Here is a 26,503-nt window from a genome sequence, read left to right as displayed (position 1 = left end):
GTTCCACAAACAGAACGTTCCGTTCATGGAACGCTTCATGGAACGCTTCATGGAACGCCAAGCGCGCTCCCACCATCCTGCCCTCCCCTGCCCACGGAAGTGACACCCGCATGTCCTCGCTCGCCCGCATCCGCGCCCTCGCACCACCCTCGGCCGTGGTGGCGGGGCTCATCGCGACCACCGTCGGTGTCACCAGCGCGGCCGCCATCGTGTTCACCGCGGCGCGGACCGCGGGGGCGGACGCGCGGGAGGTGTCCTCGTGGATGCTGGCGCTCGGCGTGGGCATCGCCGTGACCACCGTGGGCCTGTCGCTGCGCAGCAAGGCGCCCGTGCTCACCTCCTGGTCGACGCCGGGGGCCGCGCTCCTCGCCACGAGCCTGAGCGGGGTGTCCATGGAGAAGGCTGTGGGCGCGTTCGTGTTCAGTGCCGTACTGACCGTGGTGAGCGGTCTGACGGGGTGGTTCGCGCGGCTCATGGACCGGATACCGGTGCCGCTCGCCTCCGCGCTGCTCGCGGGGGTGCTCCTGAACTTCGGGACGGGGCTCTTCTCGCAGATGGGCGGGCACTTCGGGATCGCGTTCCCGGTGTTCGCGCTGTATCTGCTCGCCCGTCGGCTGCTGCCGCGCTACGCCGTGGTGGTCGCGCTCGCCGGTGGCGTCGTGGCCTCCGTGATCGCCGGTGGCTGGCACCTGGAACGGGTTCAACTGTCGCTCGCGCAGCCGGTGTTCACGGCTCCCGAGTTCGACTGGAAGGTGCTCGTCAGCGTCGGTGTGCCGCTGTTCGTGGTCACGATGGCCTCGCAGAATCTGCCGGGTGTCGCCGTACTGCGCACGTCCGGGTACGAGGTGCCGATCTCGCCCGTCCTGACCTGGACCGGTGTCGCGCAGGCGGTGCTCGCCCCGTTCGGCGCCTTCGGCCTCAACCTCGCGGCGCTGACCGCCGCTATCTGCACCGGGGATGAGGCGCACCCCGACCGGAAGCGGCGTTACCTCGCGGCCGTGTGGGCGGGTGTCTTCTACCTGTGCGTCGGCCTGCTCGGCGCGACCGTGGCCTCGCTGCTCGGCGCGATGCCGCACGCGCTGGTCCTGGCGGTCGCCGGGGTGGGCATGCTCGCCACGATCGAGTCCGCCCTGGCCGGTGCGCTGTCGGATCCCCGGTCCAGGGAAGCGGCCGTCGTCACCTTCCTCGCGACGGCCTCCGGCGTGACACTGCTGGGCATCGGGTCCGCGTTCTGGGGCCTGCTCGCGGGCGTGCTCACCACGGTCGTCGCGTCGGTGGCACGGCGCCGCCCCACCCCGTCGGCGCCCGCCGCCGAGCCGGTCACGGCATCGTCGCGCACACCCGAGCGAACCTCCGTGTGACCTCCGACCACGCCGCGACGGCCACACCCTCGTCTGCCACCGCCGCGGCGTGCAGCCGGTCCCGGTCGAAGCCCTGCCGGGCCGGCGGAACCGGGTCCCACACCGCGATCCGCGCGGCCTCGGCCTCCGGGTGGAACTGGACGCCCCAGGCCCGCTCCCCCACCCGGAACGCCTGGTGCGGGCAGTCCTCGGTGGACGCCAGCCAGGCGGCGCCCGGCGGCAGTTCAGTGATCTGGTCGACGTGCCGCTCGATCGCCGGAACCGTCGCGCCGAGCCCGTGCAGCAGCGGGTCATCCGCGGCCTCGGGTCGCATCCGTATCCGGGTGCTTCCGTACTCGGGCCGCCCGTGATTCCCCCGCACACGGCCGCCCGCGACGTGTGCGAGCAGCTGGCCGCCGAGGCAGATCCCGAGGACGGGCGTGCCACGGTCGAGGCCCTCCGCGACGAGGCGGCGGGTGGCGGGCAGCCAGGGCGCGCGTTCGTCGTCGTCCGGCAGGAATCCGCCGCCCAGCACCAGCAGGGGCCTGCCGTCGAGCGTCCCGGGCATCTCCGCACCCTCGTACGGGCGCAGCACCTCGAGCGCGAGGCCCGCCTCGCACAGCCAGTCGCCGACCCGCCCGGGGCCGCCGCTCTTGGTGTTCTGCACGACCAGGACGGGATCAACTGCCTTGGTACTCATCCGTGTTCGCCTCGTTCCATACGTTGACGGGGGTCGAGCCCCGCGTTGATCACCGCAGCAGACCAGCGCGCGGCGTACCACGTCAACGGCCCCGCGGTCGTCCTACGCTGAGGGTCATGTCTGCACTCGAAGCCGCCGCGACCCGCTTCACCGGCCGTCCGGCCACCGCCCAGCGCCGCCTCTCGTCCCACCTCGCCGAGGTCACCCTCGACGACGGGCGCGTGGTGATGGTGAAGCAGGCCGACGACCCGGCGGCAACGCGCGCGGAGGCGGCCGGGCTCCGATGGCTCGCGGCGGCCGGCGCGGTGGCGGTGCCCACGGTGCACGGCTACGACGAGCGGTGCCTCGTCGTCGACCGGGTCACGCAGGGGCGGCCGAGCGCGGGCGCGGCAGTGCGGTTCGGTGCGGACCTGGCGCGGCTGCACGGAGCCGGAGCCACGGCGTTCGGCGCGGCGCCGCCCGAAGGGCCGACGGAGGCGTACATCGGGCTCGCCCCCATGCGCAATGTGCCGGGCGACGACTGGCCGCGCTGGTACGCCGCCCACCGGGTGCTCCCCTACCTGCGCGAAGCCGTCGACGCCGGAACCGTCTCCCCCGCCGAGGCGAAGCCGATCGAGCGGGTCTGCGAGCGGCTGCCCGAACTCGCGGGCCCCACCGAGCCGCCCGCCCGGCTGCACGGCGACCTGTGGAACGGGAACCTGTTGTGGGGCGCCGACGGCGCGGCCAGGCTCATCGACCCGGCCGCGCACGGCGGGCACCGCGAGACCGATCTGGCGATGCTGCACCTGTTCGGCGCGCCGCACCTGGACCGGATCCTCGACGGCTACCAGCAGGCCGCGCCGCTCGCCGACGGCTGGCGCGACCGCGTCCCGCTGCACCAACTCTTCCCGCTCCTGGTGCACACGGTGCTGTTCGGCCGCGGCTACGCCGAGCAGGCGGTGGCCGCGGCCCGCTCCCAACCTCGGTAGCCGCGGGGTCAGACAGGACCTACGCCGTCGCGAACCGCGTGAGCACCGCCTCCGGGCGCACGCCGGGCAGCGCGGCCCGGAACGTCCGGTAGTAGCCGAGCTCCTCCTTGCTGCGCAGCTCGGGCGCCCCGTCCTCGGCGGTCGCCGCCGCGAACTCCGCGTCCGTGATGCGGCTGTCCCACAGCGGGCTCAGGACGCCCTCCGCGCCGCTGCCCGTGCCGAACTGCTCCTTGCGCCGCCACAGCAGGTGCTCCGGGAGCCAGCCCGCGAAGGCGCGGCGCAGGTGCCCCTTCTCCATGCCGTCGTCCTCAAGTCCCTTGACGGGCGCGGGCAGTGACATGGCGTGCGCGATGACGTCCCGGTCGAGGAACGGCACCCGCGCCTCCAGACCGTGTGCCATGGTGACGCGGTCGCAGCGCTGGAGATTGAGGCCGTGCAACGCGCCTATGGTGCGGCGCAGTTCGGCGTCCAGCTCGTCGGGGGCGGCGTGCCGCTCGTGGTAGTAGCCGTATCCGGCGAAGAGTTCGTCGGCGCCCTCACCGGTGAGCACGGCCTTGACGTGTTGGGAGGCGAGTTCGGACAGGAACCAGTTCGGGACGGCGCTGCGGATGAGGCTGGCGTCGAAGGACTCCACGCACCCGACCACCTCGTCGAGCACCCGCGCCGCGGCCTCGGCGTCGAGCACCGCCTCGTGGTGCTCGGTGCCCAGGAACGCGGCGGCGTCCCGCGCGGCGAGCAGGTCCGGGGAGTCCTCCGTGCCGACGGCGAAGGTCTTGAGGCGGCGGCCCTGGCGGGCGTACTCGTCGGCGGCGACCGCGGCGACGAGGCTGGAGTCGAGCCCGCCGGAGAGGAACACGCCGACCTCGACGTCCGCCATCAGATGCCGGCGGATGGAGTCGGCGACGGCCTCGAAGGTGGCCTTCTCGACGACCTGCTCGGACACCCCGCCCCAGGCAGCGGCCACGTCGGGAACCGGCTCCGCGAAGCGGCGCAGGCCGTCCTCGGGCGTCCACCAGCAGCCGGGCGGGAAGATCTCCGCGTTCGGCTGGACGTCGGGGTGGAACGCGCGCAGTTCGGAGGCGAAGTGCACGGCGGTGTCGGTGCGCGCCCAGTACAGGGGCTTGATGCCGATGGCGTCGCGGGCGGCGACGAAGCGGCCGCCGGGCGTGGCCGCGCACAGCGCCCACATGCCGCGCAGCCGGAGCAGGCCCTCGGGCCCGTCCGTGCGCAGCACGGCGAGCGCCGCCGCCGAGTCGGAGGAGGAGCCGAAGGCCTCGGTGGGCAGCTCCTCGCGCAGTTCCTGGTGGTTGTAGATCTCGCCGTTGCACACGAGCGACCAGTCGTCGTCGCCGTCTGTGCCGCCGAGGGGCTGGTGTCCGCCGTCGAGGTCGACGATGGAGAGGCGGCGGTGGCCGAGCCAGGTGTGGCCGCCGACCGTTCGGCTCCCGCTGTCGTCGGGCCCGCGGTGGGCGAGCCGGTCGAGCATTCCCTGTGCCGCCTCGTCGGCGCACTCGGTGTCGAGACTGTCGAGACTTCCGTGATGACTGTGAAGGCTTGCGATTCCGCACATGTGGATCGACCATAGGGCGGTCCGTGCGAATGGAACAATGCGAGTTGCTCTATACGCACGCCGCTGTGGCACGCTTGCGTCATGGCAGCGGAAAACCTGAGCAGCGTGCACCGCGCGCTGGACGTGCTGCGCGCTCTCGCGCAGGGCCCGATGGGCGTACAGGAAGTGGCCCAGGCGGTGGGCCGGGAGAAGACGCAGGTGTCACGGACCCTGAAGGTCCTGGCGCAGGAGGGATTCCTGGAGCGGGACCCGCGCACGCTGCGCTATCGCGTCGGCTGGCAGCTGCTCGCGCTGGCCTCCTCGGCGGGCGAGGAGCGACTGTACGGGGAAGCGCCGCCGGTACTGCGGGATCTGGTGCACCGCGTCGGGGAGCCGGCGTATCTGACGGTGCTGTCCGGGCACGGCGTGGTGACGGTGCTCACCGAGCGCACCTCCCGCGGCCTGCAGGCGCACGAGTGGATCGGCCGCACCTCGCCCCTGAACTGCACGTCCACGGGCCGCGCCCTGCTGTTCGGGCTGCCCGACGACCAGGTGGCGGCGCTTCTGACGACCGAGAACGGGGCGCCGCTGCCCGGCACGGACGCGGCACCCCGCGACGTACCGGCCGTCCTGGAGCGGCTGCGGGCGGAGCGGGCGCGCGGCTTCTCGGTGGCCGCGGAGGAGATGGAGCCGGGCCTGACCGCGGTCGCCGTGCCGGTGCACGACCACCGGGGCGACGTGGTGGCGGCCGTCAATGTGTCGGCGCCCGTGTTCCGACTGCCGCCGGAGGCGCTGCCCGCGGTCGCGGAGGCGGTGATCGCGGCGGCGCACCAGCTGTCGGCCCGACTCAATGGCGCGCCGCCGTCCGCGTGACTCAGGAAATCCGTAAGCCGGAAATCCGTATGCAGTAGATCCGTGTTCAGGAGATCCGGGCTCAGGAGATCCGGGCTCAGGAGATCCGGGCTCAGGAGATCCGGGCGACGCCCGAGTAGATGCCGCTCGGCTCGGGCGCGGGGGCGGGCTCGTCGCGGAACCACTCCGTGGCGGTCACCAGACCCGGCTCCACGAGGTCGAGCCCCTTGAAGAACCGCGCCACCCCGTCGCGGGTGCGGAAGCCCAGCTGGATCCCGGCCTTCGTGTACTGGGCCACGACCTTCTCGACCAGCTCGGGGAAGATGTCGCTGGAGGCGTTGGACAGCACCAGGTGACTGCCGGGCGGCAGCTCGGACACCAGCCGGGAGACGATGCCGTACGCCTCCTCGTCGTCCGGCACGAAGTGCATCAGCGCGATCAGCGACAGGGCGATCGGCCGGTCGAAGTCCAGGACGGTGCGGGCGTGTTCGAGGATGGCGTCCGGTTCGCGGACATCGCCCTCGATGTAGTCGGTGGCTCCCTCGGGGCTGCTGACGAGCAGCGCCTGCGCGTGCCGCAGCACGATGGGGTCGTTGTCGGTGTAGACGACCTTGGCCGAAGGAACGATCCGCTGCACGATCTGGTGCAGATTCGGCGCGGTCGGGATGCCGGTGCCGATGTCCAGGTACTGGTCGACGCCCTGCCCGGCGAGCCAGGCGGCGGCCCGGTGCATGAACTCCCGGTTCTGCCGCGCCGCGTCCCGCGCCTCGGGCGGCAGCTTCTCGCCGACGGCCTCGTCGACGGGGTAGTTGTCCTTCCCGCCGAGCAGCCAGTCGTAGACCCGCGCGGGGTGCGCCTGGCTGGTGTCGATACGGGGCCGGGGAGCGGGTGCTGCCATGAGGACTCTCCAACGTCGCTGAGCGGGCGGGGCAATGCGTGTGACCTGCCCGCAGTCTTTCATGCCAACTCCCGTCATTCACCACGGAGTTGCAGGTCACGGCGGGTGCGCGGGCGACAGCGCACGGTACTCGCGAGCCTCCCGCGGCCCTGCCCCGCGCCCTCTACGCTTGACCACCCACCCATGATCCACCCTGAGGAGCCACGGTGCGCGACTGGCGATGCGAGTTGAACCTGGAGCCGCACGGCGAGGGCGGCTACTTCCGCCGCGTGTACACGAGCCCGCACGAGCTTTCGACGCCGCACGGCCCCCGCCCCTCGGCGACATCGATCTACTACCTGCTCGACGAGCGGCAGCCCAGCGGCCTGCTGCACCGCAACCGCAGCGACATCCTGCACTTCCTGATCGACGGCGGTCCCCTGGAGTACGTGACCGTCGCTCCCGACGGCACCCTCCAGCGCACCGTCCTCGGCCCGGACGACGAGCGCTTCCTGCTGGTGCCCGGCGGCCACTGGAAGGCCTCGCACCTGCTCGGCGACTCCCGCCACGGCCTGGTGGCGGAGGTCGTCACCCCGGGCTTCGACTACATGGACCACGAGTTCGCGACACGCGCCGTACTCGACGAATATCCGGACCTCGCGGAGGAGCTGCGGGAGTTCGTACGCGACTGATCCCAGGTCAGCCGAGGGTGCGCACGGGGCTCCCCGCCAGATACGCCTCGATGTCCTCGACGGCGCCCTGGAAGAAGCCCTCGTAGTTGCGGCGCGTCACGTAACCGAGGTGGGGCAGGCCGAGGAAGTTCGGGGCGGTGCGCAGGGGGTGGCCGGCCGGGAGGGGCTCGGTGTCGAAGACGTCGCTGCCCGCGCCGGCGATCCAGCCCTCGCGCAGCGCCCGCACCAGCGCTTCCTGGTCGACGATCGCGGCGCGCGAGGTGTTGACGAGGTAGGCGGTGCGGCGCATGCGGCGCAGTTCGTCGGCGCCCAGCAGGCCGCGGGTGCGGTCGCCCAGGACGAGGTGGACCGAGACGAAGTCGCTGGTGTCGAGGAGTTCTTCCTTCGAGGCGGCGAGGGTGGCACCGGCTTCGGCGGCCCGCTCGGCGGTGAGGTTCTGGCTCCACGCCACGACGTCCATGCCGAAGGCGGCGCCGACGCGCGCGACCCGTGCGCCGATCTTGCCGAGCCCGAGCAGGCCGAGCCGGCGGCCGTGCAGGTCGGCGCCGAGGGTGGACTGCCAGGAGCCGCCGTCGCGCAGGTTGGCGCCCTCGGTGAGGACACCGCGGGCGAGGCCCAGGATCAGGGCCCAGGTCAGCTCGACGGGCGGTTCGGGGTTGCTCGCGGTGCCGCAGACCGTGACGCCGTGCGCGGCGGCGGCGTCGAGATCGATGGACGCGTTGCGCATGCCCGACGTGACGAGGAGCCGCAGCTTCGGCAGACGCGCGATCAACTCGGCGGGAAACGGGGTGCGTTCGCGCATCACGACGACGATCTCGCAGTCGCCGAGCAGCGCGACGAGTTCATCGTGCGTATCGATATAGCGATTCAGGTACGTGACGTCGAGGCGGCCCGACAGGCGGTCCCAGTCGGCAAGTTCACGGGCGACGCCCTGGTAGTCGTCGAGTACAGCGCACCGCAGCATGCTCACATCACTCCTGGTTCGAAGGTCGCCTCGAAGCTCGTCTCGAAGATCGTCGGCAAACCTTAACCGGGAACACTGGTACGGACTTTCGCGCAGTCCCTTGACGCCCCTTCGCCCCGCCCCTTAAATCAAGCCTTGAACAGAACACGTCAAGCGCAGCTTTCTTGCCTTCACTTTCTGGCGTGCCGCGGGACGGCACGACCCCCTACCCGAAGTGATGTGATGCCCCATGCGCAGTTCCCTCCGCCCGCTGAGCCGCAGACTCCCGCTGGGCGCCGCGGCCCTGCTGTGTGTCGCCGCGGCGTTCGTGCCCTCGGCGAACGCCGCCGAGACCGACGGCGACGCGCACACCGCGGCGGTCACCTTCTCCGACGACTTCGACGGGCCCGCGGGCTCGGCGGTCGACGGTTCGAAGTGGCAGACCGAGACCGGCGACAACGTCGACAACCACGAGCGGCAGTACTACACGGCGGGCAACAACAACGCCAAGCTCGACGGTCAGGGCAACCTGGTCATCACCGCCCGCAAGGAGAACCCCTCCAACTACCAGTGCTGGTACGGGACATGTGAGTACACCTCGTCGCGCCTCAACACGTCGGGGAAGTTCGAGACGACGCACGGCCACGTCGAGGCCCGGATGAAGATCCCGCGCGGGCAGGGCATTTGGCCCGCGTTCTGGATGCTGGGCAGCGACATCGGTTCGGTCGGCTGGCCCAACTCCGGCGAGCTCGACATCATGGAGAACGTCGGCTTCGAGCCGTCGACGGTGCACGGCACGATCCACGGCCCCGGCTACTCCGGCTCGGGCGGAATCGGCGCGGGGTACTCGCTGCCGAACGGCCAGGCCTTCGCGGACGCCTTCCACACGTTCGCGGTGGACTGGACGCCCAACAAGATCACCTGGTCGGTGGACGGAACGGTCTACCAGACCCGGACGCCCGCCGACGTCGGCGGCAACCAGTGGGTCTTCGAGAAACCATTCTTCCTGATCCTCAACCTCGCCGTGGGCGGGTACTGGCCGGGCGACCCGGACTCCAGTACGCAGTTCCCGCAGCAGCTGGTGGTGGATTACGTGCGGGTGAGCACGTGAGTAAGTGAGTACGTAGGGAACGGAGAGGGGCCCGGCGCCGTGTTGCGCGCCGGGCCCCTCCATGTCGTCTTCGGTCAGGCAGACGTGCGGCACTCCGGGTGACCCCAGCCGTCGGGGTTCTTGGCGATGTCCTCCCCCGCGGCGTACGAGCGGCCGCAGCGGCAGCGGCCGGGGAACTTCGCCTTGAGGGTGCGCGAGGAGGAGCCGGAGGAGGTGCGCTTGGCGGACGCCGCCTTCGCGCGCGGAGGCTTCGCGGAGGACGGGCTGGACGGCGGCGGCTCGGGAGAGCCGAGCGCGCTGCCCGCGTCCTCCTGGGCGACGGCTGCCTGACTGGCGGCGCGGTCCGCGAAATCGTTCAGCGGGTCGCCGTCGACCTGGTGCGCGGGCACGTACTTGAACTCGACCTCGCGGCCGTCGAGCAGCGCGTCGATCCGCTGCACCAGCTCCTGGTTGGCGACGGGCTTGCCGGCCGCCGTCTTCCATCCCTTGCGCTTCCAGCCGGGCAGCCACGTGGTGACCGCCTTCATCGCGTACTGCGAATCCATCCGCACCTCGAGCGGCACATCCGCGGCGACCGTACTCAACAGCCGCTCCAGGGCGGTGAGTTCGGCGACGTTGTTCGTCGCGGTGCCGAGCGCGCCGGCCTCCCACTGCACGGGCTTCTCGTCACCGTCGGCGACGACCCAGGCCCAAGCCGCGGGTCCGGGATTTCCTTTGGACGCGCCGTCACACGCGGCGATCACACGTTCTGCCATGCCCCCGATCATGCCAGGTCAGTCATGGAGATCGACACGTACGGTCAAGAGGTCGACGCCGAGGCCGCGGACGGCGGCGCTGTTGAGGCGCGGCAGGGCCCCCAGGCGGGCGCGGGCGTCGTCGTCGGGCAGCAGGTGCGCGGTCCCACTGTGCCAGTGGGACCGCAGGCGGACGCGGACGCAGGGGTCGGCCTGGATGTTGCGCACGTACTGGGACTTGAACCCGAACTCCGAGACCAGCCAGAAGGCCCCGCCGACGCGCCGCCCTCCGACCGGCGTACGGCGCGCGAGCCCCGACGTGCGGCCGGTCGTCTCCAGGAGGACCTGGGTCGGCAGGCGCCGGGTCACGGGGTTGGCGATGTGGCGCTGGAAGGTGGTGACGAGCCGGTGCTTGGTCTCATGGAAGCGCGTCATGGGCGAACTGTAGACCGGCGGCCGGCGGCGCATGAGGAAGCCCCGGCCGTGACGGGGGACCACGGCCGGGGCGGCTTGAGGCGGGACACGGATGGCGGTCGCCTCTCGGCGGAGGGCTCCGCAGGGCTTCAGCCGAACGATCTTCCCTGCGGGCGATAGGTTGGGCCCGGGGACACTGTTCCATCCGTGTCCACATCTGAGTCAACGGACCGGGCGGCAGGGTTGTTCCCGGCGGTGCCGGGAGGCGGCGTGAAGTGAGTCACGACCGGTACCGCTCGGTGACCGTTCGACCCGCCCACCGCGAACCCTGACGAAGGAATCGTTGATGCCCGACCTGCGCGCGGCCCACGAGGACGACCATCCCGCGCTCGTCCGACGTGTCCAGGAGTGGTGGGGCGACTCGCGCACGCCGCAGGAGGCGCGCGAGTTGTCGCTGCTGCTCCCCCGCCTGTTCCTCCAGTTCTTCGCGGGCACCAGCCTGGTGGCGCAGGACGCTTCGGGTGTGCGGGCGTTCCTGGTGGGCCTGTACGCCGCCGATGACGACACCTCCGCGTACATCCACTTCGTGGGGGTCGACCCGGCGCTGCGCGGCTCGGGTGTCGGGCGGGGGCTGTACGAGGAGTTCTTCCGGCGGGCGGAGCGGGCCGGCCGCAAGGACGTGCGGGCGATCACCTCGCCTGGGAACACCGGGTCCATCGCCTTCCACCGGAAGCTGGGGTTCGTGGTGGAGCCGGGTGACCGGGAGGTGGGCGGGGTCGCGGTGCGCGAGGACTACGACGGTCCCGGGCAGCATCGGGTGTGCTTCCGGCGCCCGTTGTGAAGGGTGGCCGGGTTTCTCGTTCTAGGCTGCGAGAATGATCTTCCGCCCGGCTTCCCGACGTCTGTCGGCTTTGTGCCTCGCCCTGACTGCCTCGTTCGCGTTGTCGGCCTGCTCGTCACCGGAGTCCGGGGACCGCTCCCCGCGTGTCCAACAACCGACGCCGGACGCGCAGTTCGACTACCAGATCGGCGGCGCGTACAAGCCGCCCGCGGGGGTGCGGGCCGTGTCGCGGGACCGCGGGGACGCCCCCGCCCGTGGGCTCTACAACGTCTGCTACGTCAACGCCTTCCAGGCCCAGCCCGACGCCGTGAAGTGGTGGCGGGCCCACCACGACGACCTGCTGCTGCGGGACGGCGACGGGAAGTTGGTGATCGACGAGGACTGGCACGAGCCGCTGTTCGACATCTCCACGAAGACGAAGCGGGCGCGTCTTGCGAACATCGTGGGCGGCTGGATCCGGGGCTGCGCCGACGACGGGTTCCAGGCCGTCGAACCGGACAACCTCGACTCCTACGAACGCTCCGACGGACTGCTCGGCGCCTCCGACGCGGTCGCGTTCGCCAAGCTCATCGCGGACCGGGCGCACGGGTCCGGGCTCGCGGTGGGGCAGAAGAACACCGCGGAACTCCTGCCGAAGCGCCGCGACATCGGGTTCGACTTCGCGGTGACGGAGGAGTGCCAGGCCTACGACGAGTGCCGGGGGTACGCGACGGCGTACGACGACCGGGTCTTCGCCGTGGAGTACCGCAAGGCCGACTTCAAGCGGGCGTGCCGCGCGTGGGGCGACCGGCTCTCGATCGTGCTGCGCGACATGGACGTGCGGCCCGCGGGCACGAAGGGGTATGTGCGGCGGGCCTGTTGAGCGGCGGCGGGGTCAGGCCTTCCTGGTCGGGTCGCTCAGCGCGTCGAGGCGGCGCTTGATCGCGTCGAGGGCGCCGGGGCGCCGGCCCGGCACCTGTTCCCGCAGGGCGGTCAGGCCGGCGGCGTGTCCGCGGGCCCGGTCCGGGTCGCGGACCTGTTCCCACTGGTGGTGGGCGCGGTCGACGGCCGCCTCCACGTCCTCGTCGGAGGACGCCTCGCCACGCGCGATCCGGGCGTGCGCCACGGCGATCCACAGCTCGCAGCTGCGCCCCGGTTCGTCGGCCAGCCGCGCGAGGTCGGCGCGCACCTCCATCCAGTGCACGACCTGCGAGGACCGCATCCCATGCACCCGCAACGCCTCCCCCTCCCACGCGGCAGCAATGGACGCGGCCTCCCCATGCCGCCCCGCCTGCACGGCGGCGAGCAACAGGGCGTGCGGGTCGGGGTCGGCGGGCTGGACGGGGGCCGCGGGCGCGGTGGCGGGCATCGGCGGGATGGCGGGCGCTGCCGGTGCGAGGGCGGGCGTGGCCGCCGGGCTGGGCGGTACGGGCGCGGACGCTGCCGGCGCCGGCGCAGCCGCGGGGCTCGGCGGTACGGCCACGGGCAAGGGCCGTGCGCTGACAGGAGCGGCAACCGGGGGCGGGGTGACCTGGCTAGGCGCCGGCGCCTTGGCGAGCCGCACGGCCGGTGCGGGAGCGGGTGCCGAAGTGTGGGCGGGGGCCTGGGCGTGACTCGCGGCCGGAGCCGAAACCGTGTCCGCCCCGGGAACGGAGCCCGGAGCCGAGGCATCGGCGGGTGCCGAAGTTCGGGCGGTGGCCGAGTTCGGTAGCGAACCCGAGGCAGCTGCTACGGCAGCCGCCGGAGCCGAGGCCGGAGCCGAAGTCGAGGCTGGGGCCGGCCCTGAAGTCCATGCCCGGTCCGGAGCAGGTGCCGCACCCGAAGCGGGTGTCGGGACCGGGCTCGGAGCCGGCACTGCCGCAGGGGTCGAACCTGAATCCGAAGCCGGGACCTGGACCGGCTCCGGTCCGGGGGCCGGTTGTGCGACCGATATCGGAGGCGACGGTGGTGCCGGCGCGGGGCCGGTGCCCGGAGCGACAACTGGTGGCGCACCCGCGCCCGAGTTCGAGGGCCGGTCCTGGACCGACTCCGGAACCGGAACCGGAACCGGAGCCGAATCCGGGGCCGTCACCGAGTCCCCTGCCGGCGCCGCCGACGAGCCCTGTCCGGGTACGGAACCAGAGGCCGGACCCGCAGCAGGACCGGCAGGCGGAAGCGGAGCAGCCGCGGGCCGACCAGTGGCCGGAGTCGAAGGCGGGGCCGGAACCGATGTCGACGGCGGTGCCGTGGCGGCAGGTGTTCCTGCGGCCTCCGGCGCAGTGGGCCGCACCGAGGGAGCGGGCTCACTCGGCACCCCGGTATCGGGCGCGCGGCCGTTGCCCGCCACAGGCGTGGTCTCCCGCGCGTGCCCGCCGCCGGGCGTCCCCTTCGGCACGTAACCCGACCCCAGCGCCACGAAGAGCGCGTCCTTCGGGCCCGCGTGGGACGCCGCCGTTTCGTGGAGGTCGGGTGGAGTGGGGCGGGCTCCTGTGCGCCAGATGTCCGCGCAGGCGCGGAGGTACGTGGGGGTGAGGGTGGTGCGGCGGGGCGGGGGCGGCAGCACCCGGCCGAAGACGCTGGTGCCGTGGCCGAGGCCGAGACCGCCCACACCGACGTGCTTCCACGCCTCCGCGTCGGCGACGAGGTCGAGCACGACGGTCGTGGTGTGCGGGCGGCGCAGGGTGAGTTCACCGGTGAGCCAGTGCCAGGGCAGCGCCGTGTAACGCAGCGTCGACGGGGTGGTGCGGGCGAGGGCCAGGTGCAACAGGCGCTGACGGTGGTCGAGGTGGAGCTGGCCCGCGATGAACAAATGGAGCGGTCCGGGCTGCGCGGCCACCGTCCGCAGGCGGGTGAGGACGGCCTGCGGGTCGAGCGGGTCCGCGAGTTCGACGACGGACGCCGCCGCCGTGCCGGTGAGCACGCTCGGCGGCACCGCCGCGAGCGTGGGCAGCACGGAGACCGCGTCGATGAGGCCCGCCTTGCCGACGGGCGCGGTCGCGAGGAGCAGCGCCGTGCCCGGCTCGGTGGAATGTGCCTCGTTGTTGCCTTGCGCGTTGATCACCACAGCAGAACCGTAACCGCAACACAGAGCGTCGCGCTCCCGTCACGGAACCCCAAGTGGCCCCGCAGTGGTCGGTTTTCAGCCCTTTTTGCCCGAAGGGTGCCCGCAGCGCAGCCGGTCTCCGGTAACCGGTGCCCCTTCCACCATGCTGCGGTCGTACGTCACTTGCGTCACACCACGATCGCCACCGCCGACGACGACGCGGAAGGCGGGTCCGAATCCGGCCACGGACCGCAGCTTCGCACCGGGGAGCGCGGCCGCCAGGGAGGGCGCGAAGCGGGCGCGTTCGGGGTCGTACGTGACGACGGTGGGTCCGCTCGGACGGCTGCTCGGCGCGGGCACCTCGGTCACGTCGAAGCCGCTCTCGCGCAGTCCGTCGGCGATGCGCGGGTCGTCGACCGTCACCTTGGTCTCCTGGGGCGGCATGCCGACCGGGACAGGACCGCCGGACTTCCGCGTGGTCGCCAACGGCCGGTCCGCGCGCAGTGCACCGAACATCCGCTTCGCCCGCTTGTCGTCCCACAGCAGCGACGAGCCCCACGTGGGGTCCCGGTAGTCGAAGTTCGAGATGGGCACGGTGGCGAACTCCGTCTGCCGCGGCGTGAGGTCGCGCAGCTTCCACGCCAGGGACGTCAGCGTACGGATGTCCGTGTGACCGTCGGTGCGTACATGTGACATCAGCGCGCGGGCCGTACGGGCGGTCGCCATCGGGTCCTTGAAGACCTTCGCGTCGGAGAGCCGTGCCAACATGCCGAGCAGCAGCTTCTGTTGGCGGCGGACCCGTCCGAGGTCGCCGGGCGGGTTGAGGTGCCGGGCGCGGACGTAGCGCAGGGCGTGCGTGCCGTCGATGTCGTGGGTTCCCGCGGCGAGGTCGAGCCCCGAGTTCTCGTCCCGCAGCGGCCTGTCGCTGCACACCTCGGCGCCGCCCAGGCCGTCGACCGCCGCCACGAACCCGCGGAAGTCGGCCTCCATGTAGTGGTCGATGCGCAGGCCGGTGGCGCGCTCGACCGTGCGCACGGTCAGGTCCCGGCCCCCGTGGGCGTACGCCCCGTTGATCTTTCCGCTGTGCGCGGGGTGGTCGTGCTTGGCGAAGCGGACGAAGGAGTCCCGGGGCAGGGAGACGACGCTGAGCCGACGGCCGTCGGCGGCGATGTGCACGACCATCAGCACGTCGGTGCAGCCGCACTCCTGGCCGCCGACGTGCAGCCGCTGGATCTCCTCGCGGGACATCCCGCTGCGGCGGTCGAGCCCCGCGACGAGCAGGTTGGTGCCCCTCCCCTTCCCCACGCCCTGACCGGACCCGTGGCCGGCGGCGGGGGCGGATCTGCCCTCCGCCGCTCCGGCCCCCGCGGGCGCCGCGCCCGCGAGCGTAGTGATCAGCAGGGCGGCCGCGGCCACCGCGTGGCGGCGGCGAAGACGGTGCTGAGGGGCCATGGAGTACCTCCGTCGAGCGGATGTCGGGGCGGATGCGACCTGACCCCTTTACCCCGAATTGCCCCTCTCGTCCCACCCTGCCGCGCCTGATTCACCGTCATGTACGCATGGGGGCCTCCCCCATCGGAACCAATCGCCACAACGACGTCGTCTCCGCCGCGCGTGCGGCGTGCAGCGGATCGGTGCGGTCGCGGGAGCGCGGGTGGCACGGCCGGATGTCGAGCCGGTCGGCGACGCGCAGGCCCGCGGCGGCGAATGCGTCCGTGAGCAGGTCGCGGTCGCGGAGCCCGAGGAGTTCGGCCAGGTCGGAGAGGATCAGCCAGCCTTCGCCGCCGGGTTCGAGGCGGCCCGCGAGTCCGCCGAGGAAGCCGTGCAGCATGCGCGAGTCGGGGTCGTACACGCCTTCTTCGAGGGGTGAGGTGGGGCGTGCGGGCAGCCACGGCGGGTTGCAGACGACGAGCGCGGCGCGCCCGCCCGCCGGCCAGAGCCCCGCGTCGCTCACCTCGATCCGGTCCGCGAGCCCGAGCCGGTCGACGTTGTCGCGGGCGCAGGCGAGGGCGCGCGGGCCCGCGTCCGTGGCGACGACCCGGCCGACGCCGCGCCGGGCGAGGACGGCGGCGAGCACGCCCGTGCCGGTGCCGAGGTCGAAGGCGACGCCGCCGACCGCGCCGCGGGGCAGCTCCGTATCCCGGACGAGGTCGACGTACTCGCCCCTGACCGGGGCGAACACTCCGTAGTGCGGGTGGATGCGGGCGCCGTCGAGCGCGGCCACGGGCACACCGGTGCGGCGCCACTCGTGCGCGCCGAGCACGCCCAGCAGCTCGCGCAGCGGTACGACGCCGGGGGTTCCGGGGGCGGGCCCATAAGCCTCGGTGCACGCGCGGCGCACGTCGGGGGCGCGGCGCAGGTCGAGCCCGTAGTCGGCGTCGAGGACGACCAGGAGCATGCCGAGGATGCGGGCGCGGTGGGCGCGGTTCCTGCGGTGCTCGTGGAAGCCGTCGGCGGGCGGCAGCGCCCGGTCGACGCGGCGGCCGAGGGCGCTCAGCAGTTGCCGGGCGCCATGGTGGTCGCCGCGCCACAGCAGCGCGGTGCCTTCGCAGGCGTGGCGGTAGGCCTCCCGCGCGCTGGTCCGGTCGTCGGCGACGACGACGCGCCGGGGCGGCCGTCCGCCGCCGAGCGCGCGCCAGGGCGCGGTGCGGGTGGTGTCGGTATCGGGTTCGGTCCAGGACAGGACGGTCACCGTGGGAACTCCTCGTAGTGGAACGTGCGGGGCACGAAGCGCACTTCGGCGAGGAGCGGGAGGCGGCCCGGTGACGGTCACCGGGCGAGCACATGGGTCAGGGGCGGCTCGGCTCCCGCGTCGCGGTGCGCGGGAGCGGGTCGCCGAGGACGAGACCTGGGACGATGCCGGATGTCATGACGCTGATTCTCGCAGACCGTACGGGCAGATCAGAAGCCTTCAGTTGTCAGCGGTACCCCGTGACGTCGGCCGGCTTGCCCGCGTCCTGGACCTCGACGAGGTAGCGCCAGGAGTCGGGCCTGCTGCCGTCCAGGTCGGTGAAGCCGTAGACCTTGGCGAGGCCGCCGCTGGACTGGGATGTGCCGTTGAACCGGGCGACGTCCGGGTCCGCGGCGAGCGCGGCGACGGCGCGGCCGGTGTAGCGGGGTGTCTCGGAGATGGCGAAGTGCGGCTGGACCCGCACCGCGTCCTGCCAGTTCTCCTCCGTGACGTCGTAGTGCCCCAGCATGATCTCCGAGCGCATCCAGCCGGGCGTGAGGGCGACGGCGGTGGCGCCGCGCGAGCCGAGTTCGTGGCCGAGGGCGAACGCCATGCGCAGGACGGAGTTCTTGGCCAGGTCGTAGAAGAACGACACGCGGTAGTTCGTGCTGTTGTACTCGGCCGTGCCGTCGGTGACCTCGACGACCAGGCCACCGGGGTTACGCAGCAGGAGCGGCAGCGCGTAGTGGCTGGTGACGGCGTGTGTCTCGACGGCGAGGCGGTGCAGCCTGAGCCCGTTGTCGAGGTCGTGCTCCCAGACGGGGGTGTCCCATTCGAAGAGGTTCTCGCCGCCCCAGATGTCGTTGACGAGGATGTCGAGGCGGCTCTGTTCGCGGTCGATGCGCTCGACGAGGGCGCGCACCTGGTCCTTCTCGAGGTGGTCGGTGGGGACGGCGATGCCGTGGCCGCCTGCCTCCGTGACGAGGTCCGCGGTGTCCTCGATGGTCTCGGCGCGGTCGTACTCGGAGCGGTGGGCGCGGGTGGTGCGGCCGGTGACGTAGACCGTGGCGCCGGCCGCGCCGAGCTCCACGGCGATGCCGCGGCCCGCGCCTCGGGTGGCGCCCGCGACCAGGGCGACCTTGCCGCGCAGGGGTTGTTCGTCCGTCGCCGGGTGGGCGTTGTCAGGCATGAGGTCGTCTCCCGTTGTTGCCAGGTGTCTCGCGTTGGTGCCGTGTGGCACGCATTGCTGCCGTGCGGCTCGCGTTGTTGCCAGATGTCTCGCGTTGGTGCCGTGTGGCTCGCTCTTACGAGCATGTCCCGGAATCCCGACAACCCTTGTCCTGCTTTCGGTGGGACTTTGCCCGGCCGATCAGGCCGCGTACCCGCGGCGTATCCACGAGGGCACCCGTTGATACCCTCGGGGGTATACCAGTGAGACAGGAGAGAGACATGAGCACCACCCTCGCCCCCGCCGAGCTGCACGGCAGCGCCGCAGACGACACCCTCGTCCTCGATGTGCGCCCGCCCGCCGAGTACGCGTCGGGGCACGTACCCGGCGCCCTCAATGTGCCCGCTGAGCTCATCGACGAGCTGCTGCCCGACCTGCGGGACGCGGCCAAGCGCCGCCGGCTCGTCGTCGTGTGCGCGGCCGGGCACCGCTCCGCCACGGCCTGCGCGAAGCTCGCCGAGGCGGGCGTCGACGCCGTCGGGCTCGACGGCGGCACGCAGGCGTGGTCCGCCGAGGGGCTGCCGGTCGACACCGCGGCCCGCCCCGAGCGCGCCGTCTGGGCGATGGACCGCCAGGTCCGGTTCGCCGCCGGTTCCCTGGTGCTGCTCGGCCTCGCGCTCGGCCGCCGCGCCCCGAAGGGCCGGCTGCTCGCCGCGGGCGTCGCCTCCGGCCTCGTCTACTCCGGCGTCAGCAACACGTGCGGCATGGCGGCGGTGCTCGGCAAGCTTCCGTTCAACCAGCCCGCGCCGGGCGCTCTCGACACCGCCCGCGCGGCCCTGCGCTCGTGAGCGGCACAGGCAATCCGGAGGCGATGGACGCCGTCCTGAAGCGACTGCGCCGCGCCCAGGGGCAGCTGGCCGGCGTCATCGCGATGATCGAGGCGGGCCGCGACTGCAAGGACGTGGTCACCCAACTGGCCGCCGTTTCCCGCGCGTTGGACCGCGCCGGCTTCAAAATCATCGCCTCCGGCATGCGGGACTGCATGAACGCGGCGGACGGCGAGCAGCCGCCGCTCAGCGAGGAGGAGCTGGAGAAGCTGTTCCTGTCGCTGGCGTGACGGTCCCCTCGGGCTCGACACGCTGCTGCGGCTCCCCCGGCGCGCCGCGCCTCTTCCGTGCGGCGCGCCCCTTGGGTCCGGCGCGCCCCAGCAGCACGACGCCCGCGAGCGTCACGACCCCGCCGACCGCCTCCACCGACGCCGGCGCCTCCCCCAGCCACAGGTACGCGACCGCGAGGGCCACGCCCGGCACCAGGTACAGCGCGGCGGTCGCAGCCGTCACGGTCAGCCGGGCCACCGCGTAGCCCCACACCACGAACCCGGCGGCGGACGGCAGCAGTCCCAGATAGAGCGCGGCGAGGGTGGCATCGGCCGGGGCCCGCACCAGCTCATCGAGCGCACCCGGCGCCAGCGGGAGCAGCAGCGCCGTGCCCGCCCACATGGCATAGCAGGCGACCTCGAGACCGGTGCAGTGCCGCAGCAGCGGCTTGATGGCGAAGTGGTAGACGGCCTGTACGACGGCCGCGCCCATGACGGCCCAGGCGGCGCTCGTATAGCCGGCCTCCCCGCCCGCAAGGGCGATCAGCGCGCAGCCGGCGAGCGCCGTGCCGGATCCCGCGATCGTGCGCCAGGACGGCCGCTCCCCGAGGAACGCGACGGCGAGCAGCGCGCTGATGGCGGGCACCGACGCGACGATCAGGCTCGCGGTTCCGGCCGGCACCCTCGTCTCGCCCCAGTTCAGCAGGAGTTGGTACGCGCTCATGCCGCAGGCCCCGACCACGAGGATGCGCGGCAGATCGGCCCGGCGCGGCCTTCGTACGCCCAGGAACGGCGCCACGGCGAGCAGCGCGAGCGACGCGGAGGCGAGCCGCACGAAGGAGAGCGCGGCGGGCCCGTACCCGTCGAGGGCGACGCGGATGGCCGGGAACGCGGAGGCCCACAGCAGCACGGTGGCCGCGAGGGCGAGGGAGGTCTTGTCGAACGTCACGGACTTCACCCTCCCGACCCTGCTCCGTAGAATAAGAAAGGTCCAGTTACTCTTTCTTCCTCTATCGAGAAGGTGAGCTTTGGTGTTGGAGGTGCGAAGGCTGCGGCTGCTGGCGGAATTCGCCACGCACGGCACGGTGGCGGCGACCGCCGAGGCCCTGCATCTGACGGGGCCCGCGGTCTCGCAGCAGCTGGCGGCGCTGGAGAAGGAGACGGGGCTGACGCTCCTGGAGAAGCACGGCCGGGCGCTGCGGCTCACCGGCGCGGGGCGGCTCCTCGTGGAGCACGCCCAGGTGGTACTCGCCGACCTGGCCGCGGCCCAGGCCGATGTGGCGGCGCTGCGGCAGGGACGGCCGGGCGCGGTGCGCGTCGCCGCGTTCCCGTCGGCGGCGCGGGTGCTGCTCCCTCTGGTGTGGCCGGAGCCCGGTGCGGACGCGCCGCGGCTGCACCTCGTCGAGCACGAGCCGGACTCCGCCGACGAGGCGCTGCGGCAGCGGACCGTCGACGTCGCGGTCACGCACGCGTACAGCCTGCTGCCCCGGCCGCTGCCGCCGGGCTGCGAGCAGCGTCATCTCTTCGACGAACCGGTGGAGTTGGCGCTGCATCCCGATACGGCGGCCCGGCACGGTCTCGCGCCGGGCGACAAGGCGGACCTCGCCGCGTTCGCGCAGGAGGCGTGGCTGGTGCCCGGCGCCGACACCGCCTGCCACGAGATGACCCAACGGGCCTGCGGGGCCGCCGGTTTCGTGCCGCGCGCGGTGGCGCGGGCGAGCGACTTCGGGGTCCTGACGGCCCTGGTGGCACGGGACGCGGGCGTGACCCTCGTGCCCCAACTCGCCCTGCCCGCCGACCTGGACGGGGTGTCCCTGCACCCGCTGCACTCCCCCGTGCGGCGCACCGTGCGGGCCGTATATCGGGCGGGCACGGCCGGGCACCCCGATGTCGCGTATGTGCTGGACCGGCTCAGCGAGGCCGCTTCCGGTCGACCTCGCTGAACCGGTGACCTCAGGCGGCCCGCCGCGCCAGCGCGCCGTGGCGGCGCACGAGGTCCGCGTACCGGTGCCCGCTGCCCTTGATGGTGCGTTTCTGCGTCGCGTAGTCGACGTGGACGAGGCCGAACCTCTTGTCGTAGCCGTACGCCCACTCGAAGTTGTCGAGCAGTGACCAGGCGAAGTACCCGGCGAGCGGGACGCCTTGGCCGATCGCGCGGGCGCAGGCCGCGAGGTGCCGCACCAGGTACGCCTCGCGCTCGGGGTCGTCGACGGTGCCGTCGGGACGTACGACGTCGGGGTACGCGGAGCCGTTCTCAGTGACGTACAGCTTGCGGGCGCCGTAGTCGTGGGTGAGGCGGAGCAGCAGGGCCTCGATGCCGTGGGCGTCGATCTCCCAGTCCATGCCGGTGCGCGGGAGGCCGGGGCGGGGCACGGCGTCGGCGAACGGGGCCGGGCCCGAGGGGTCGTCGGCGATGGCCGAGGAGAAGTAGTAGTTCAGGCCGAGCCAGTCGAGGGGCGAGGCGATGGCGGCCATGTCCCCCGCCTTCTCCGGGAGTTGGACTCCGTACACCTCCAGCATGTCCGCCGGGAAGCCGCGGCCGTGCACCGGGTCGAGCCACCAGCGGTTGGCGTGGCCGTCCATGCGGTGGGCGGCGGCGAGGTCCTCGGGGCGGTCGGTGGCGGGTTCGACGTGGGCGAGGTTGTTGACGATGCCGACCTCGGCGTCCGGCACGGCGGCACGGATCGCCTGTGTGGCGAGGCCGTGGCCGAGGAGCAGGTGGTAGGAGGCGCGGACGGCGGCGGTCAGGTCGGTGAGTCCTGGTGCCATCCGGCCTTCCAGGTGGCCGATCCACGCCGAACACAGCGGTTCGTTCAGCGGCGTCCAGTGCTTCACCCGGTCCCCGAGGCGCTCCGCGACCACGGCGGCGTACGCGGCGAAGTGCTCGGCGATCTCCCGCACCGGCCAGCCGCCACGGTCCTGGAGCGCCTGCGGCAGGTCCCAGTGGTAGAGCGTGACCGACGGGGTGACGCCCTCGGCGAGCAGAGCGTCGATCAACTCGTCGTAGAAGGCGAGGCCCTTGGCGTTCACCGGCCCGTCGCCGCCGGGGACGACGCGCGGCCAGGCGACGGACAACCGGTAGGCGTTGGTGCCCAGTTGCCGCATCAGACCGATGTCCTCGCGCCACCGGTGGTAGTGGTCGCAGGCGATGTCACCGTCGTCGCCGCCGTCGATCTTCCCCGGGGTGTGCGCGAAGGTGTCCCAGATGGAAGGCGCGCGGCCGTCCTCGGCGACGGCTCCTTCGATCTGGTACGCCGATGTGGCCGTGCCCCACAGAAAGTCGTGCGGGAAGGCGGAGACATCGAGAGCGGAGTGGGGGTCGGACACGAAGTTCCCTTCAGTCATGGTCACTTGACCGGGAGCGGTCACTTGACGGCTCCGGCGGTCACTTGACGGCTCCGGCGGTCAGGCCGGTCACGAGGTAGCGCTGGAGCAGCAGGAAGCCGGCCACGACGGGCACGCTCACGACGAGCGAGGCGGCCATGATCTGGTTCCAGTACACGTCGTTGAGGTTGGCGTAGGCGCCGAGGCCGACGGAGAGCGTGCGGGTGGTGTCGTTGGTCATGACGGAGGCGAAGAGGACCTCGCCCCACGCGGTCATGAACGCGTAGACGGCGACGGCCACGATGCCGGGGATCGCCGCCGGAACGATGATCCGGAAGAGGGCCCCGATCGGCCCGCATCCGTCGACGAGAGCCGCCTCGTCGAGATCGCGCGGCACCGACTCGAAGTACCCGATGAGCATCCAGATCGAGAACGGCAGCGTGAACGTCATGTACGTGAGGATCAGCCCGCCGCGCGAGCCGAACAGGGCGATGCCGGTGGCGTTGCCGATGTTGACGTAGATCAGGAACAGCGGCAGCAGGAAGAGGATGCCGGGGAGCATCTGCGTCGACAGCACCGTCACCGTGAAGACGCGCTTGCCGCGGAAGCGGTAGCGGCTGACCGCGTACGCGGCGAAGACCGCGACGACCACCGAGCAGACTGTCGCCACACCCGCCACGACCAGCGAGTTCATGAAGTAGCGGGCCAGCGGGACAGTCGACCAGATGTCGATGTAGGGGCGGATCGTCAGGCTGCTGGGGATCCAGCGGAACGCGCCCTGGACGTCCTGGAGCGGCTTGAGCGAGCTGGACACCATCACGTAGACGGGCAGCAGGACGAAGCCGGCGAGCAGGGTGAGGAAGATCCGGCGGGACCAGAGGAAGGAGCGCGGCGGCGCCGACGGCGACCTGAACCGCGCAGGCGCCAGCTGTGTGTCAGACATCGGCGGTCTTCCTCCCCCTGGACGTGAGCACCAGGTACACGCCCGTCACGACGAGCAGGAACAGCAGCAACAGGACGGACATCGCGGACCCTGTGCCGAAGTCCCATGTCACGAAGGACGCTTGATAGATGTGGACCGAGATCAGGTCCGCGGCCCCGGGCGCCGCCTTGCCGAACATCACGTACGGGGTGTTGAAGTCGTTGAACGTCCAGAGGAACAGGACGAGGACGAGGACCTGGTTGACGGGCCGCAGCGACGGCAGCGTGATGCGGCGCAGCTGCTGCCACATGCCCGCGCCGTCGAGGGCCGCGGCCTCGTACAGGTCTTTCGAGATGTTCTGCAGTCCCGCCATCACGATGAGGAAGGCGAACGGCCAGCCCTTCCACACGGAGACGGTGAGCAGCGCGATGAAGCTGTTGTCCCCGATCAGCCAGAACGACGGTTTGTCGGTGATGCCGAGCTGGTCGTGCAGCACGTGGTTCACCAGGCCGTTGTCGTGCTGGAACAGGAACACCCAGGTGATGACGGCGGCGTACACGGGCAGCGCGTACGGGACGAGGAACAGGGCGCGCAGCAGGCCGCGCCCCTTGAAGGACTCCTGCATGAAGACCGCCGCCGCCGTGCCGATCACCCAGCACAGGGCGACCGAGGACACGGTGAACAGGCAGGTGGTGACGAAGGACTTGAGGAGCGCCTCGCCGATGGCGCCGTCGAAGTCGACGGCGACCTTGAAGTTGTCGAGGCCGCTCCAGGGGGCGGTGGTCCAGTCGCGCAGGAAGAGCCGGGTGAGCTGCTTGAAGCTCATCAGGATGCCCATGGCCATGGGCACCAGGTGGACGAGGAGTTCAAGCACCAGGGCGGGCAGGAGCAGGAGGTAGGGCAGGCCGAACCGGCGGATCCGTCCGGGGCGGCGGGCCCGACCGCCCGCCGCCTTGGGGGACTTGGGGCCGACGGCCGGCTCGGCCGACCGTTCGACCGTCGTGGTGGGTGTGGTCGTCATCGGGGTTCCGCTCACTTGGTCGGCATCTGCTGCTGCGCCTTGGCGAGCTTGGCCTTGACGGTGGCGGTGGTGACGGGCCGGCCCGCGGCGGCGTCCGCGAAGAGTTCCTTCACGGCCGTACCGACGGCGGTCTCGAACTGCGACTCGTCGGCGACCTGGGGCAGCGGCGCCGCGCTCGTGGAGATGGTCTCCTTGAGCGTCGCGACGGCCGGGACGTTGAACGCGGCGTCGTTCTGCGCAGACTTGACCGGCGGGATGGACCCGTACGCCTTGTTGAGGATCTTCTGCTCGGGGTCACTGGTCATGAACTTCACGAACTTGGTGGCGCCGCCGAGGTTGTCGGTGTCCTTGAAGACGGCCATGTTGATGCCGGCGACCATGGAGTTGGTGCTGCGGCCCTGGCCCGGCGCGCCGGACTGCACGGGCGCGGGCACCACGCCCCACTCGTCCTCCTTCATGCCCTGCGTCTTGAAGGTCGCGGAGGCGGTCTGCCACAGCACCATCGCCGTCTTGTCCTTGGAGAAGTCGCTCAGGGACTGGTTCTGCGCGTACTCGGCGTTGCCCGGCGCGACGATCTTGTCCTTGGCCATCAGGTCGACGTACTGCTTCACGCCCGCGACCGCGCCGGCCGAGGTGAAGTCGGGCTTGCCGTCCGCGGTGAACCAGTCGGCGCCGTGCTGCTTGGCGAGGACGAAGACCTGGTGGATGTTGTTGGACAGGTTCGAACCCTCGGCTCCGATGCCCCACTTGCCGCCCTTGGAGATCTTCTTGCCGGCGGCTACGACCTCGTCCCAGGTCGCCGGGGGCTTCGCTATTCCCGCGTCCTTGAACATCTGCTTGTTGTAGTACAGCGCGTACGCCATGGAGTACAGCGGCACCGCGGCCGGGTCCTTGCCCTGCACCCCCGCGGAGCCCAGCGCGGAGGCGACGAACCGGTCCTTCCCGCCGATCTTGTCGAAGTTCTTGGCGTCCCAGGGCAGCAGCGCGCCGCTCGCCTGCAGCGAGGCGCTCCAGGTGTTGCCGATGTTGAGGACGTCCGGGCCCTGGCCCGAGGTGGTCGCGGTGAGGATCCGGTCGAGGAGGCTGGACCAGGGAACGACCTCCAGCTTCACCTTGATGCCGGACTGCTTCTCGAACTTGTCGAGTTCCGGCTGGAGGACCTTCTTGTCGACCTCGATGCTGGCCCCCTGGTTCGAGGCCCAGTACGTGAGGGTCTTCGGGGAGTCGTCGGATCCACCGCTGGTCGGCGAACCGCCGCCGCAGGCGGTGGCCGCGAGGGCGAGCGAGAGGGTGACGGCACAGGCACAGGCGGCGCGGATTCTGCTCATGGCTCCAGGCGTCCCTTGTCCGGAGGGTGGCCCTACGCGTTCAGGAACTGAACGCTGTCAGGACTTAATTTAGGACGTGAGTTAAGCGTCGAGGGGCTGAGGCGTCAAGGACTTCGACAAGGTCCGGGCCGGAATGGTCCCAGCGAGTTCAAGACTCGGACCCGGTGGCGTGCCGCGCCGGCCGGTCAGCCGATCACGAGGGGCAACTTCCCCGCCAGCGCGCCGAGTTCCTTCTTCTCCCGCTCCGTCGCAGGTCGGCGCCCCGTTCCGACGAGCAGCACGTCCATGTCGCGCCACGGCTCCGGGAACGCGGTGCCGGCGGTCCCCTCCAGGAGCGCCCGCGCCCGTGCCAGACCCTCGGCCGGCGGCCCCGGCACGTCCGGGAGATGGGCGATCAGGTCGAGGTGGTGCAGCGTCCACTCCAGGACGTACGCGGTGAGGTAGTCGCCCACCGTGAGGACCTGCTCCTGCGTGCTCACGCGCGCGTCCGGGTCGGCGAGCCCGGCGGCACGCCCCGCAGCCGCTCCGACGTCGTCGAGGTGGAACGTGAGCAGCGCCGGGTCCTGATAGGCGGCGGCGAGGCGGACGGTCAGCGCGTCGAGCGGGTCCTCACCGGTCGGCGGCTCGTCGCCCACGTGCCAGTACGTCACGGCGTCGACGGTCGGCTCCGTCGACGCGGGGGTGGCGAGGGTGATCAGCACGTCCTGCGCGTCGATGACCAGGTGACACACCAGGTCCCGCACCAGCCAGCCGGTGCAGCCGGAGGGCTGCTCGAAGGCCGGCTCGGGGAGGTCGGCGACCGCGGCGCGCAACGCGGCCCATGAGCGCGAGAAGAGTTCCGTCGAACGCGAGGAGAGGTCCGCCGAACGCGAGAAGTGATCCACGGCGGCACGCTATTCGGGCCGGGGACGCGGGACAAGCGCATTCGGCATGTGTGGTTCGATGCCCTCG

At 71.9% G+C, this 26,503-nt stretch carries 26 protein-coding genes; 10 read left to right on the top strand and 16 right to left on the bottom strand.

The genetic code is table 11. The annotated features are described in order from the left end of the window. Window positions 1-110 precede the first annotated feature (110 nt). A complete protein-coding gene (locus tag OHA73_RS44415; RefSeq protein WP_327658285.1) occupies window positions 111-1,361 on the top strand; it encodes a benzoate/H(+) symporter BenE family transporter in 1,251 nt (416 codons plus the stop codon). On the opposite strand, the gene OHA73_RS44410 is transcribed toward OHA73_RS44415, so the two are convergent. Further along, entirely contained in the window at window positions 1,321-2,040 is a 720-nt protein-coding gene (locus OHA73_RS44410; RefSeq protein WP_327658284.1) for a type 1 glutamine amidotransferase, read from the bottom strand. The two genes, OHA73_RS44415 and OHA73_RS44410, sit on opposite strands and share 41 nt — an antisense overlap. 116 nt (window positions 2,041-2,156) lie before the next feature. Here OHA73_RS44410 and OHA73_RS44405 point away from each other — a divergent pair, with 116 nt between their 5' ends. Next, window positions 2,157-3,008, top strand: coding sequence for a fructosamine kinase family protein (locus OHA73_RS44405; RefSeq protein WP_327658283.1), 852 nt, complete (start codon window positions 2,157-2,159; stop codon window positions 3,006-3,008). 19 nt (window positions 3,009-3,027) lie between these two features. Here OHA73_RS44405 and asnB read toward each other — a convergent pair whose 3' ends face one another. Beyond that, a complete protein-coding gene (gene asnB, locus OHA73_RS44400) occupies window positions 3,028-4,578 on the bottom strand; it encodes an asparagine synthase (glutamine-hydrolyzing) (RefSeq protein WP_327658282.1) in 1,551 nt (516 codons plus the stop codon). A gap of 81 nt (window positions 4,579-4,659) precedes the next feature. Here asnB and OHA73_RS44395 point away from each other — a divergent pair, with 81 nt between their 5' ends. Next, on the top strand, window positions 4,660-5,430 hold the full coding sequence (locus tag OHA73_RS44395) for an IclR family transcriptional regulator (RefSeq protein WP_327658281.1): 771 nt from the start codon (window positions 4,660-4,662) through the stop codon (window positions 5,428-5,430). A 91-nt stretch (window positions 5,431-5,521) separates the two neighbouring features. Here the strand turns inward: OHA73_RS44395 and OHA73_RS44390 are convergent, their stop codons facing one another. Then, window positions 5,522-6,307 carry an SAM-dependent methyltransferase gene (locus OHA73_RS44390; RefSeq protein ID WP_327658280.1) on the bottom strand — a complete coding sequence of 262 codons (786 nt, stop codon included), beginning with the start codon at window positions 6,305-6,307 and terminating at the stop codon, window positions 5,522-5,524. A 206-nt stretch (window positions 6,308-6,513) separates the two neighbouring features. Here OHA73_RS44390 and OHA73_RS44385 point away from each other — a divergent pair, with 206 nt between their 5' ends. Further along, on the top strand, window positions 6,514-6,978 hold the full coding sequence (locus OHA73_RS44385) for a cupin domain-containing protein (protein WP_327658279.1): 465 nt from the start codon (window positions 6,514-6,516) through the stop codon (window positions 6,976-6,978). A 7-nt stretch (window positions 6,979-6,985) separates the two neighbouring features. Here OHA73_RS44385 and OHA73_RS44380 read toward each other — a convergent pair whose 3' ends face one another. Further along, window positions 6,986-7,942, bottom strand: coding sequence for a D-2-hydroxyacid dehydrogenase family protein (locus OHA73_RS44380; protein ID WP_327658278.1), 957 nt, complete (start codon window positions 7,940-7,942; stop codon window positions 6,986-6,988). Between the two features lie 229 nt (window positions 7,943-8,171). On the opposite strand from OHA73_RS44380, the gene OHA73_RS44375 reads away from it, so the two are divergent. Then, window positions 8,172-9,032 (top strand): glycoside hydrolase family 16 protein, encoded by an 861-nt coding sequence (locus tag OHA73_RS44375; protein ID WP_267073216.1) that lies wholly within the window; start codon window positions 8,172-8,174, stop codon window positions 9,030-9,032. Window positions 9,033-9,106: 74 nt separating this feature from the next. Here the strand turns inward: OHA73_RS44375 and OHA73_RS44370 are convergent, their stop codons facing one another. Further along, window positions 9,107-9,799, bottom strand: a complete 693-nt coding sequence (locus OHA73_RS44370; protein ID WP_266725060.1) for a ribonuclease H family protein — start codon at window positions 9,797-9,799, stop codon at window positions 9,107-9,109. Between the two features lie 6 nt (window positions 9,800-9,805). Next, a complete protein-coding gene (locus OHA73_RS44365) occupies window positions 9,806-10,201 on the bottom strand; it encodes a nitroreductase/quinone reductase family protein (RefSeq protein ID WP_327658277.1) in 396 nt (131 codons plus the stop codon). A gap of 325 nt (window positions 10,202-10,526) precedes the next feature. On the opposite strand from OHA73_RS44365, the gene OHA73_RS44360 reads away from it, so the two are divergent. Both OHA73_RS44360 and OHA73_RS44355 read left to right on the top strand, forming a co-directional pair. After that, window positions 10,527-11,021, top strand: coding sequence for a GNAT family N-acetyltransferase (locus OHA73_RS44360; protein ID WP_327658276.1), 495 nt, complete (start codon window positions 10,527-10,529; stop codon window positions 11,019-11,021). Between the two features lie 34 nt (window positions 11,022-11,055). Beyond that, window positions 11,056-11,883: an endo alpha-1,4 polygalactosaminidase gene (locus tag OHA73_RS44355; protein ID WP_327658275.1), complete on the top strand. Its 828-nt coding sequence runs from the start codon at window positions 11,056-11,058 to the stop codon at window positions 11,881-11,883. A gap of 12 nt (window positions 11,884-11,895) precedes the next feature. On the opposite strand, the gene OHA73_RS44350 is transcribed toward OHA73_RS44355, so the two are convergent. The 4 genes from OHA73_RS44350 to OHA73_RS44335 all read right to left on the bottom strand — a co-directional run bounded on the left by OHA73_RS44350 (window position 11,896) and on the right by OHA73_RS44335 (window position 17,882). Beyond that, window positions 11,896-14,043: a hypothetical protein gene (locus OHA73_RS44350; RefSeq protein WP_327658274.1), complete on the bottom strand. Its 2,148-nt coding sequence runs from the start codon at window positions 14,041-14,043 to the stop codon at window positions 11,896-11,898. A 75-nt stretch (window positions 14,044-14,118) separates the two neighbouring features. Beyond that, window positions 14,119-15,474: an LCP family protein gene (locus OHA73_RS44345; RefSeq protein WP_327658273.1), complete on the bottom strand. Its 1,356-nt coding sequence runs from the start codon at window positions 15,472-15,474 to the stop codon at window positions 14,119-14,121. Between the two features lie 97 nt (window positions 15,475-15,571). After that, window positions 15,572-16,714 (bottom strand): class I SAM-dependent methyltransferase, encoded by a 1,143-nt coding sequence (locus OHA73_RS44340; RefSeq protein WP_327658272.1) that lies wholly within the window; start codon window positions 16,712-16,714, stop codon window positions 15,572-15,574. A gap of 226 nt (window positions 16,715-16,940) precedes the next feature. Further along, window positions 16,941-17,882 carry an SDR family oxidoreductase gene (locus OHA73_RS44335; RefSeq protein ID WP_267073222.1) on the bottom strand — a complete coding sequence of 314 codons (942 nt, stop codon included), beginning with the start codon at window positions 17,880-17,882 and terminating at the stop codon, window positions 16,941-16,943. 260 nt (window positions 17,883-18,142) lie between these two features. On the opposite strand from OHA73_RS44335, the gene OHA73_RS44330 reads away from it, so the two are divergent. Both OHA73_RS44330 and OHA73_RS44325 read left to right on the top strand, forming a co-directional pair. Continuing rightward, window positions 18,143-18,709: a rhodanese-like domain-containing protein gene (locus OHA73_RS44330; protein WP_327658271.1), complete on the top strand. Its 567-nt coding sequence runs from the start codon at window positions 18,143-18,145 to the stop codon at window positions 18,707-18,709. Window positions 18,710-18,732: 23 nt separating this feature from the next. Then, complete coding sequence (locus OHA73_RS44325) at window positions 18,733-18,978, top strand: metal-sensitive transcriptional regulator (protein ID WP_266725789.1); 246 nt, start codon at window positions 18,733-18,735, stop codon at window positions 18,976-18,978. Here OHA73_RS44325 and OHA73_RS44320 read toward each other — a convergent pair. Then, a complete protein-coding gene (locus tag OHA73_RS44320; protein ID WP_327658270.1) occupies window positions 18,935-19,906 on the bottom strand; it encodes a DMT family transporter in 972 nt (323 codons plus the stop codon). The genes OHA73_RS44325 and OHA73_RS44320 overlap by 44 nt on opposite strands. A gap of 82 nt (window positions 19,907-19,988) precedes the next feature. Between OHA73_RS44320 and OHA73_RS44315 the strand changes: the two genes are divergently transcribed. Further along, window positions 19,989-20,900 carry a LysR family transcriptional regulator gene (locus tag OHA73_RS44315; RefSeq protein WP_327658269.1) on the top strand — a complete coding sequence of 304 codons (912 nt, stop codon included), beginning with the start codon at window positions 19,989-19,991 and terminating at the stop codon, window positions 20,898-20,900. Between the two features lie 10 nt (window positions 20,901-20,910). On the opposite strand, the gene OHA73_RS44310 is transcribed toward OHA73_RS44315, so the two are convergent. The 5 genes from OHA73_RS44310 to OHA73_RS44290 form a co-directional block, all read right to left on the bottom strand. Next, window positions 20,911-22,302: a GH1 family beta-glucosidase gene (locus OHA73_RS44310; RefSeq protein WP_327658268.1), complete on the bottom strand. Its 1,392-nt coding sequence runs from the start codon at window positions 22,300-22,302 to the stop codon at window positions 20,911-20,913. A 40-nt stretch (window positions 22,303-22,342) separates the two neighbouring features. Beyond that, window positions 22,343-23,224 (bottom strand): carbohydrate ABC transporter permease, encoded by an 882-nt coding sequence (locus OHA73_RS44305; RefSeq protein ID WP_327658267.1) that lies wholly within the window; start codon window positions 23,222-23,224, stop codon window positions 22,343-22,345. Further along, window positions 23,217-24,224: a carbohydrate ABC transporter permease gene (locus OHA73_RS44300; RefSeq protein WP_327658266.1), complete on the bottom strand. Its 1,008-nt coding sequence runs from the start codon at window positions 24,222-24,224 to the stop codon at window positions 23,217-23,219. Before OHA73_RS44300 ends, OHA73_RS44305 begins: the two co-directional genes overlap by 8 nt. Window positions 24,225-24,235: 11 nt before the next feature. Then, window positions 24,236-25,552 (bottom strand): ABC transporter substrate-binding protein, encoded by a 1,317-nt coding sequence (locus OHA73_RS44295; protein ID WP_267073227.1) that lies wholly within the window; start codon window positions 25,550-25,552, stop codon window positions 24,236-24,238. A gap of 185 nt (window positions 25,553-25,737) precedes the next feature. Then, the gene (locus tag OHA73_RS44290; protein ID WP_327658265.1) at window positions 25,738-26,436 is read right to left on the bottom strand and encodes a maleylpyruvate isomerase N-terminal domain-containing protein; all 699 of its coding nucleotides are present in this window, start codon (window positions 26,434-26,436) and stop codon (window positions 25,738-25,740) included. Window positions 26,437-26,503: the final 67 nt, after the last annotated feature.

The organism is Streptomyces sp. NBC_00483, from assembly GCF_036013745.1.
Classification (GTDB): domain Bacteria; phylum Actinomycetota; class Actinomycetes; order Streptomycetales; family Streptomycetaceae; genus Streptomyces.
Note: the sequence above shows the minus strand (reverse complement) of the source record. Positions and strands in the feature narration are given on the sequence as shown.

Bases quoted from the DNA above. Each gene is read 5' to 3' on its own strand.
- OHA73_RS44410 (WP_327658284.1), bottom strand. From the start codon at position 2,040: ATGAGTACCAAGGCAGTTGATCCCGTCCTGGTCGTGCAGAACACCAAG.
- OHA73_RS44360 (WP_327658276.1), top strand. From the start codon at position 10,527: ATGCCCGACCTGCGCGCGGCCCACGAGGACGACCATCCCGCGCTCGTC.
- OHA73_RS44415 (WP_327658285.1), top strand. From the start codon at position 111: ATGTCCTCGCTCGCCCGCATCCGCGCCCTCGCACCACCCTCGGCCGTG.
- OHA73_RS44370 (WP_266725060.1), bottom strand. From the start codon at position 9,799: ATGATCGGGGGCATGGCAGAACGTGTGATCGCCGCGTGTGACGGCGCG.
- OHA73_RS44345 (WP_327658273.1), bottom strand. From the start codon at position 15,474: ATGGCCCCTCAGCACCGTCTTCGCCGCCGCCACGCGGTGGCCGCGGCC.
- OHA73_RS44380 (WP_327658278.1), bottom strand. From the start codon at position 7,942: ATGCTGCGGTGCGCTGTACTCGACGACTACCAGGGCGTCGCCCGTGAA.
- OHA73_RS44295 (WP_267073227.1), bottom strand. From the start codon at position 25,552: ATGAGCAGAATCCGCGCCGCCTGTGCCTGTGCCGTCACCCTCTCGCTC.
- OHA73_RS44405 (WP_327658283.1), top strand. From the start codon at position 2,157: ATGTCTGCACTCGAAGCCGCCGCGACCCGCTTCACCGGCCGTCCGGCC.
- OHA73_RS44355 (WP_327658275.1), top strand. From the start codon at position 11,056: ATGATCTTCCGCCCGGCTTCCCGACGTCTGTCGGCTTTGTGCCTCGCC.
- OHA73_RS44305 (WP_327658267.1), bottom strand. From the start codon at position 23,224: ATGTCTGACACACAGCTGGCGCCTGCGCGGTTCAGGTCGCCGTCGGCG.
- OHA73_RS44325 (WP_266725789.1), top strand. From the start codon at position 18,733: ATGGACGCCGTCCTGAAGCGACTGCGCCGCGCCCAGGGGCAGCTGGCC.
- OHA73_RS44335 (WP_267073222.1), bottom strand. From the start codon at position 17,882: ATGCCTGACAACGCCCACCCGGCGACGGACGAACAACCCCTGCGCGGC.
- OHA73_RS44300 (WP_327658266.1), bottom strand. From the start codon at position 24,224: ATGACGACCACACCCACCACGACGGTCGAACGGTCGGCCGAGCCGGCC.
- OHA73_RS44310 (WP_327658268.1), bottom strand. From the start codon at position 22,302: ATGACTGAAGGGAACTTCGTGTCCGACCCCCACTCCGCTCTCGATGTC.
- OHA73_RS44330 (WP_327658271.1), top strand. From the start codon at position 18,143: ATGAGCACCACCCTCGCCCCCGCCGAGCTGCACGGCAGCGCCGCAGAC.
- OHA73_RS44365 (WP_327658277.1), bottom strand. From the start codon at position 10,201: ATGACGCGCTTCCATGAGACCAAGCACCGGCTCGTCACCACCTTCCAG.
- OHA73_RS44395 (WP_327658281.1), top strand. From the start codon at position 4,660: ATGGCAGCGGAAAACCTGAGCAGCGTGCACCGCGCGCTGGACGTGCTG.
- asnB (WP_327658282.1), bottom strand. From the start codon at position 4,578: ATGTGCGGAATCGCAAGCCTTCACAGTCATCACGGAAGTCTCGACAGT.
- OHA73_RS44390 (WP_327658280.1), bottom strand. From the start codon at position 6,307: ATGGCAGCACCCGCTCCCCGGCCCCGTATCGACACCAGCCAGGCGCAC.
- OHA73_RS44375 (WP_267073216.1), top strand. From the start codon at position 8,172: ATGCGCAGTTCCCTCCGCCCGCTGAGCCGCAGACTCCCGCTGGGCGCC.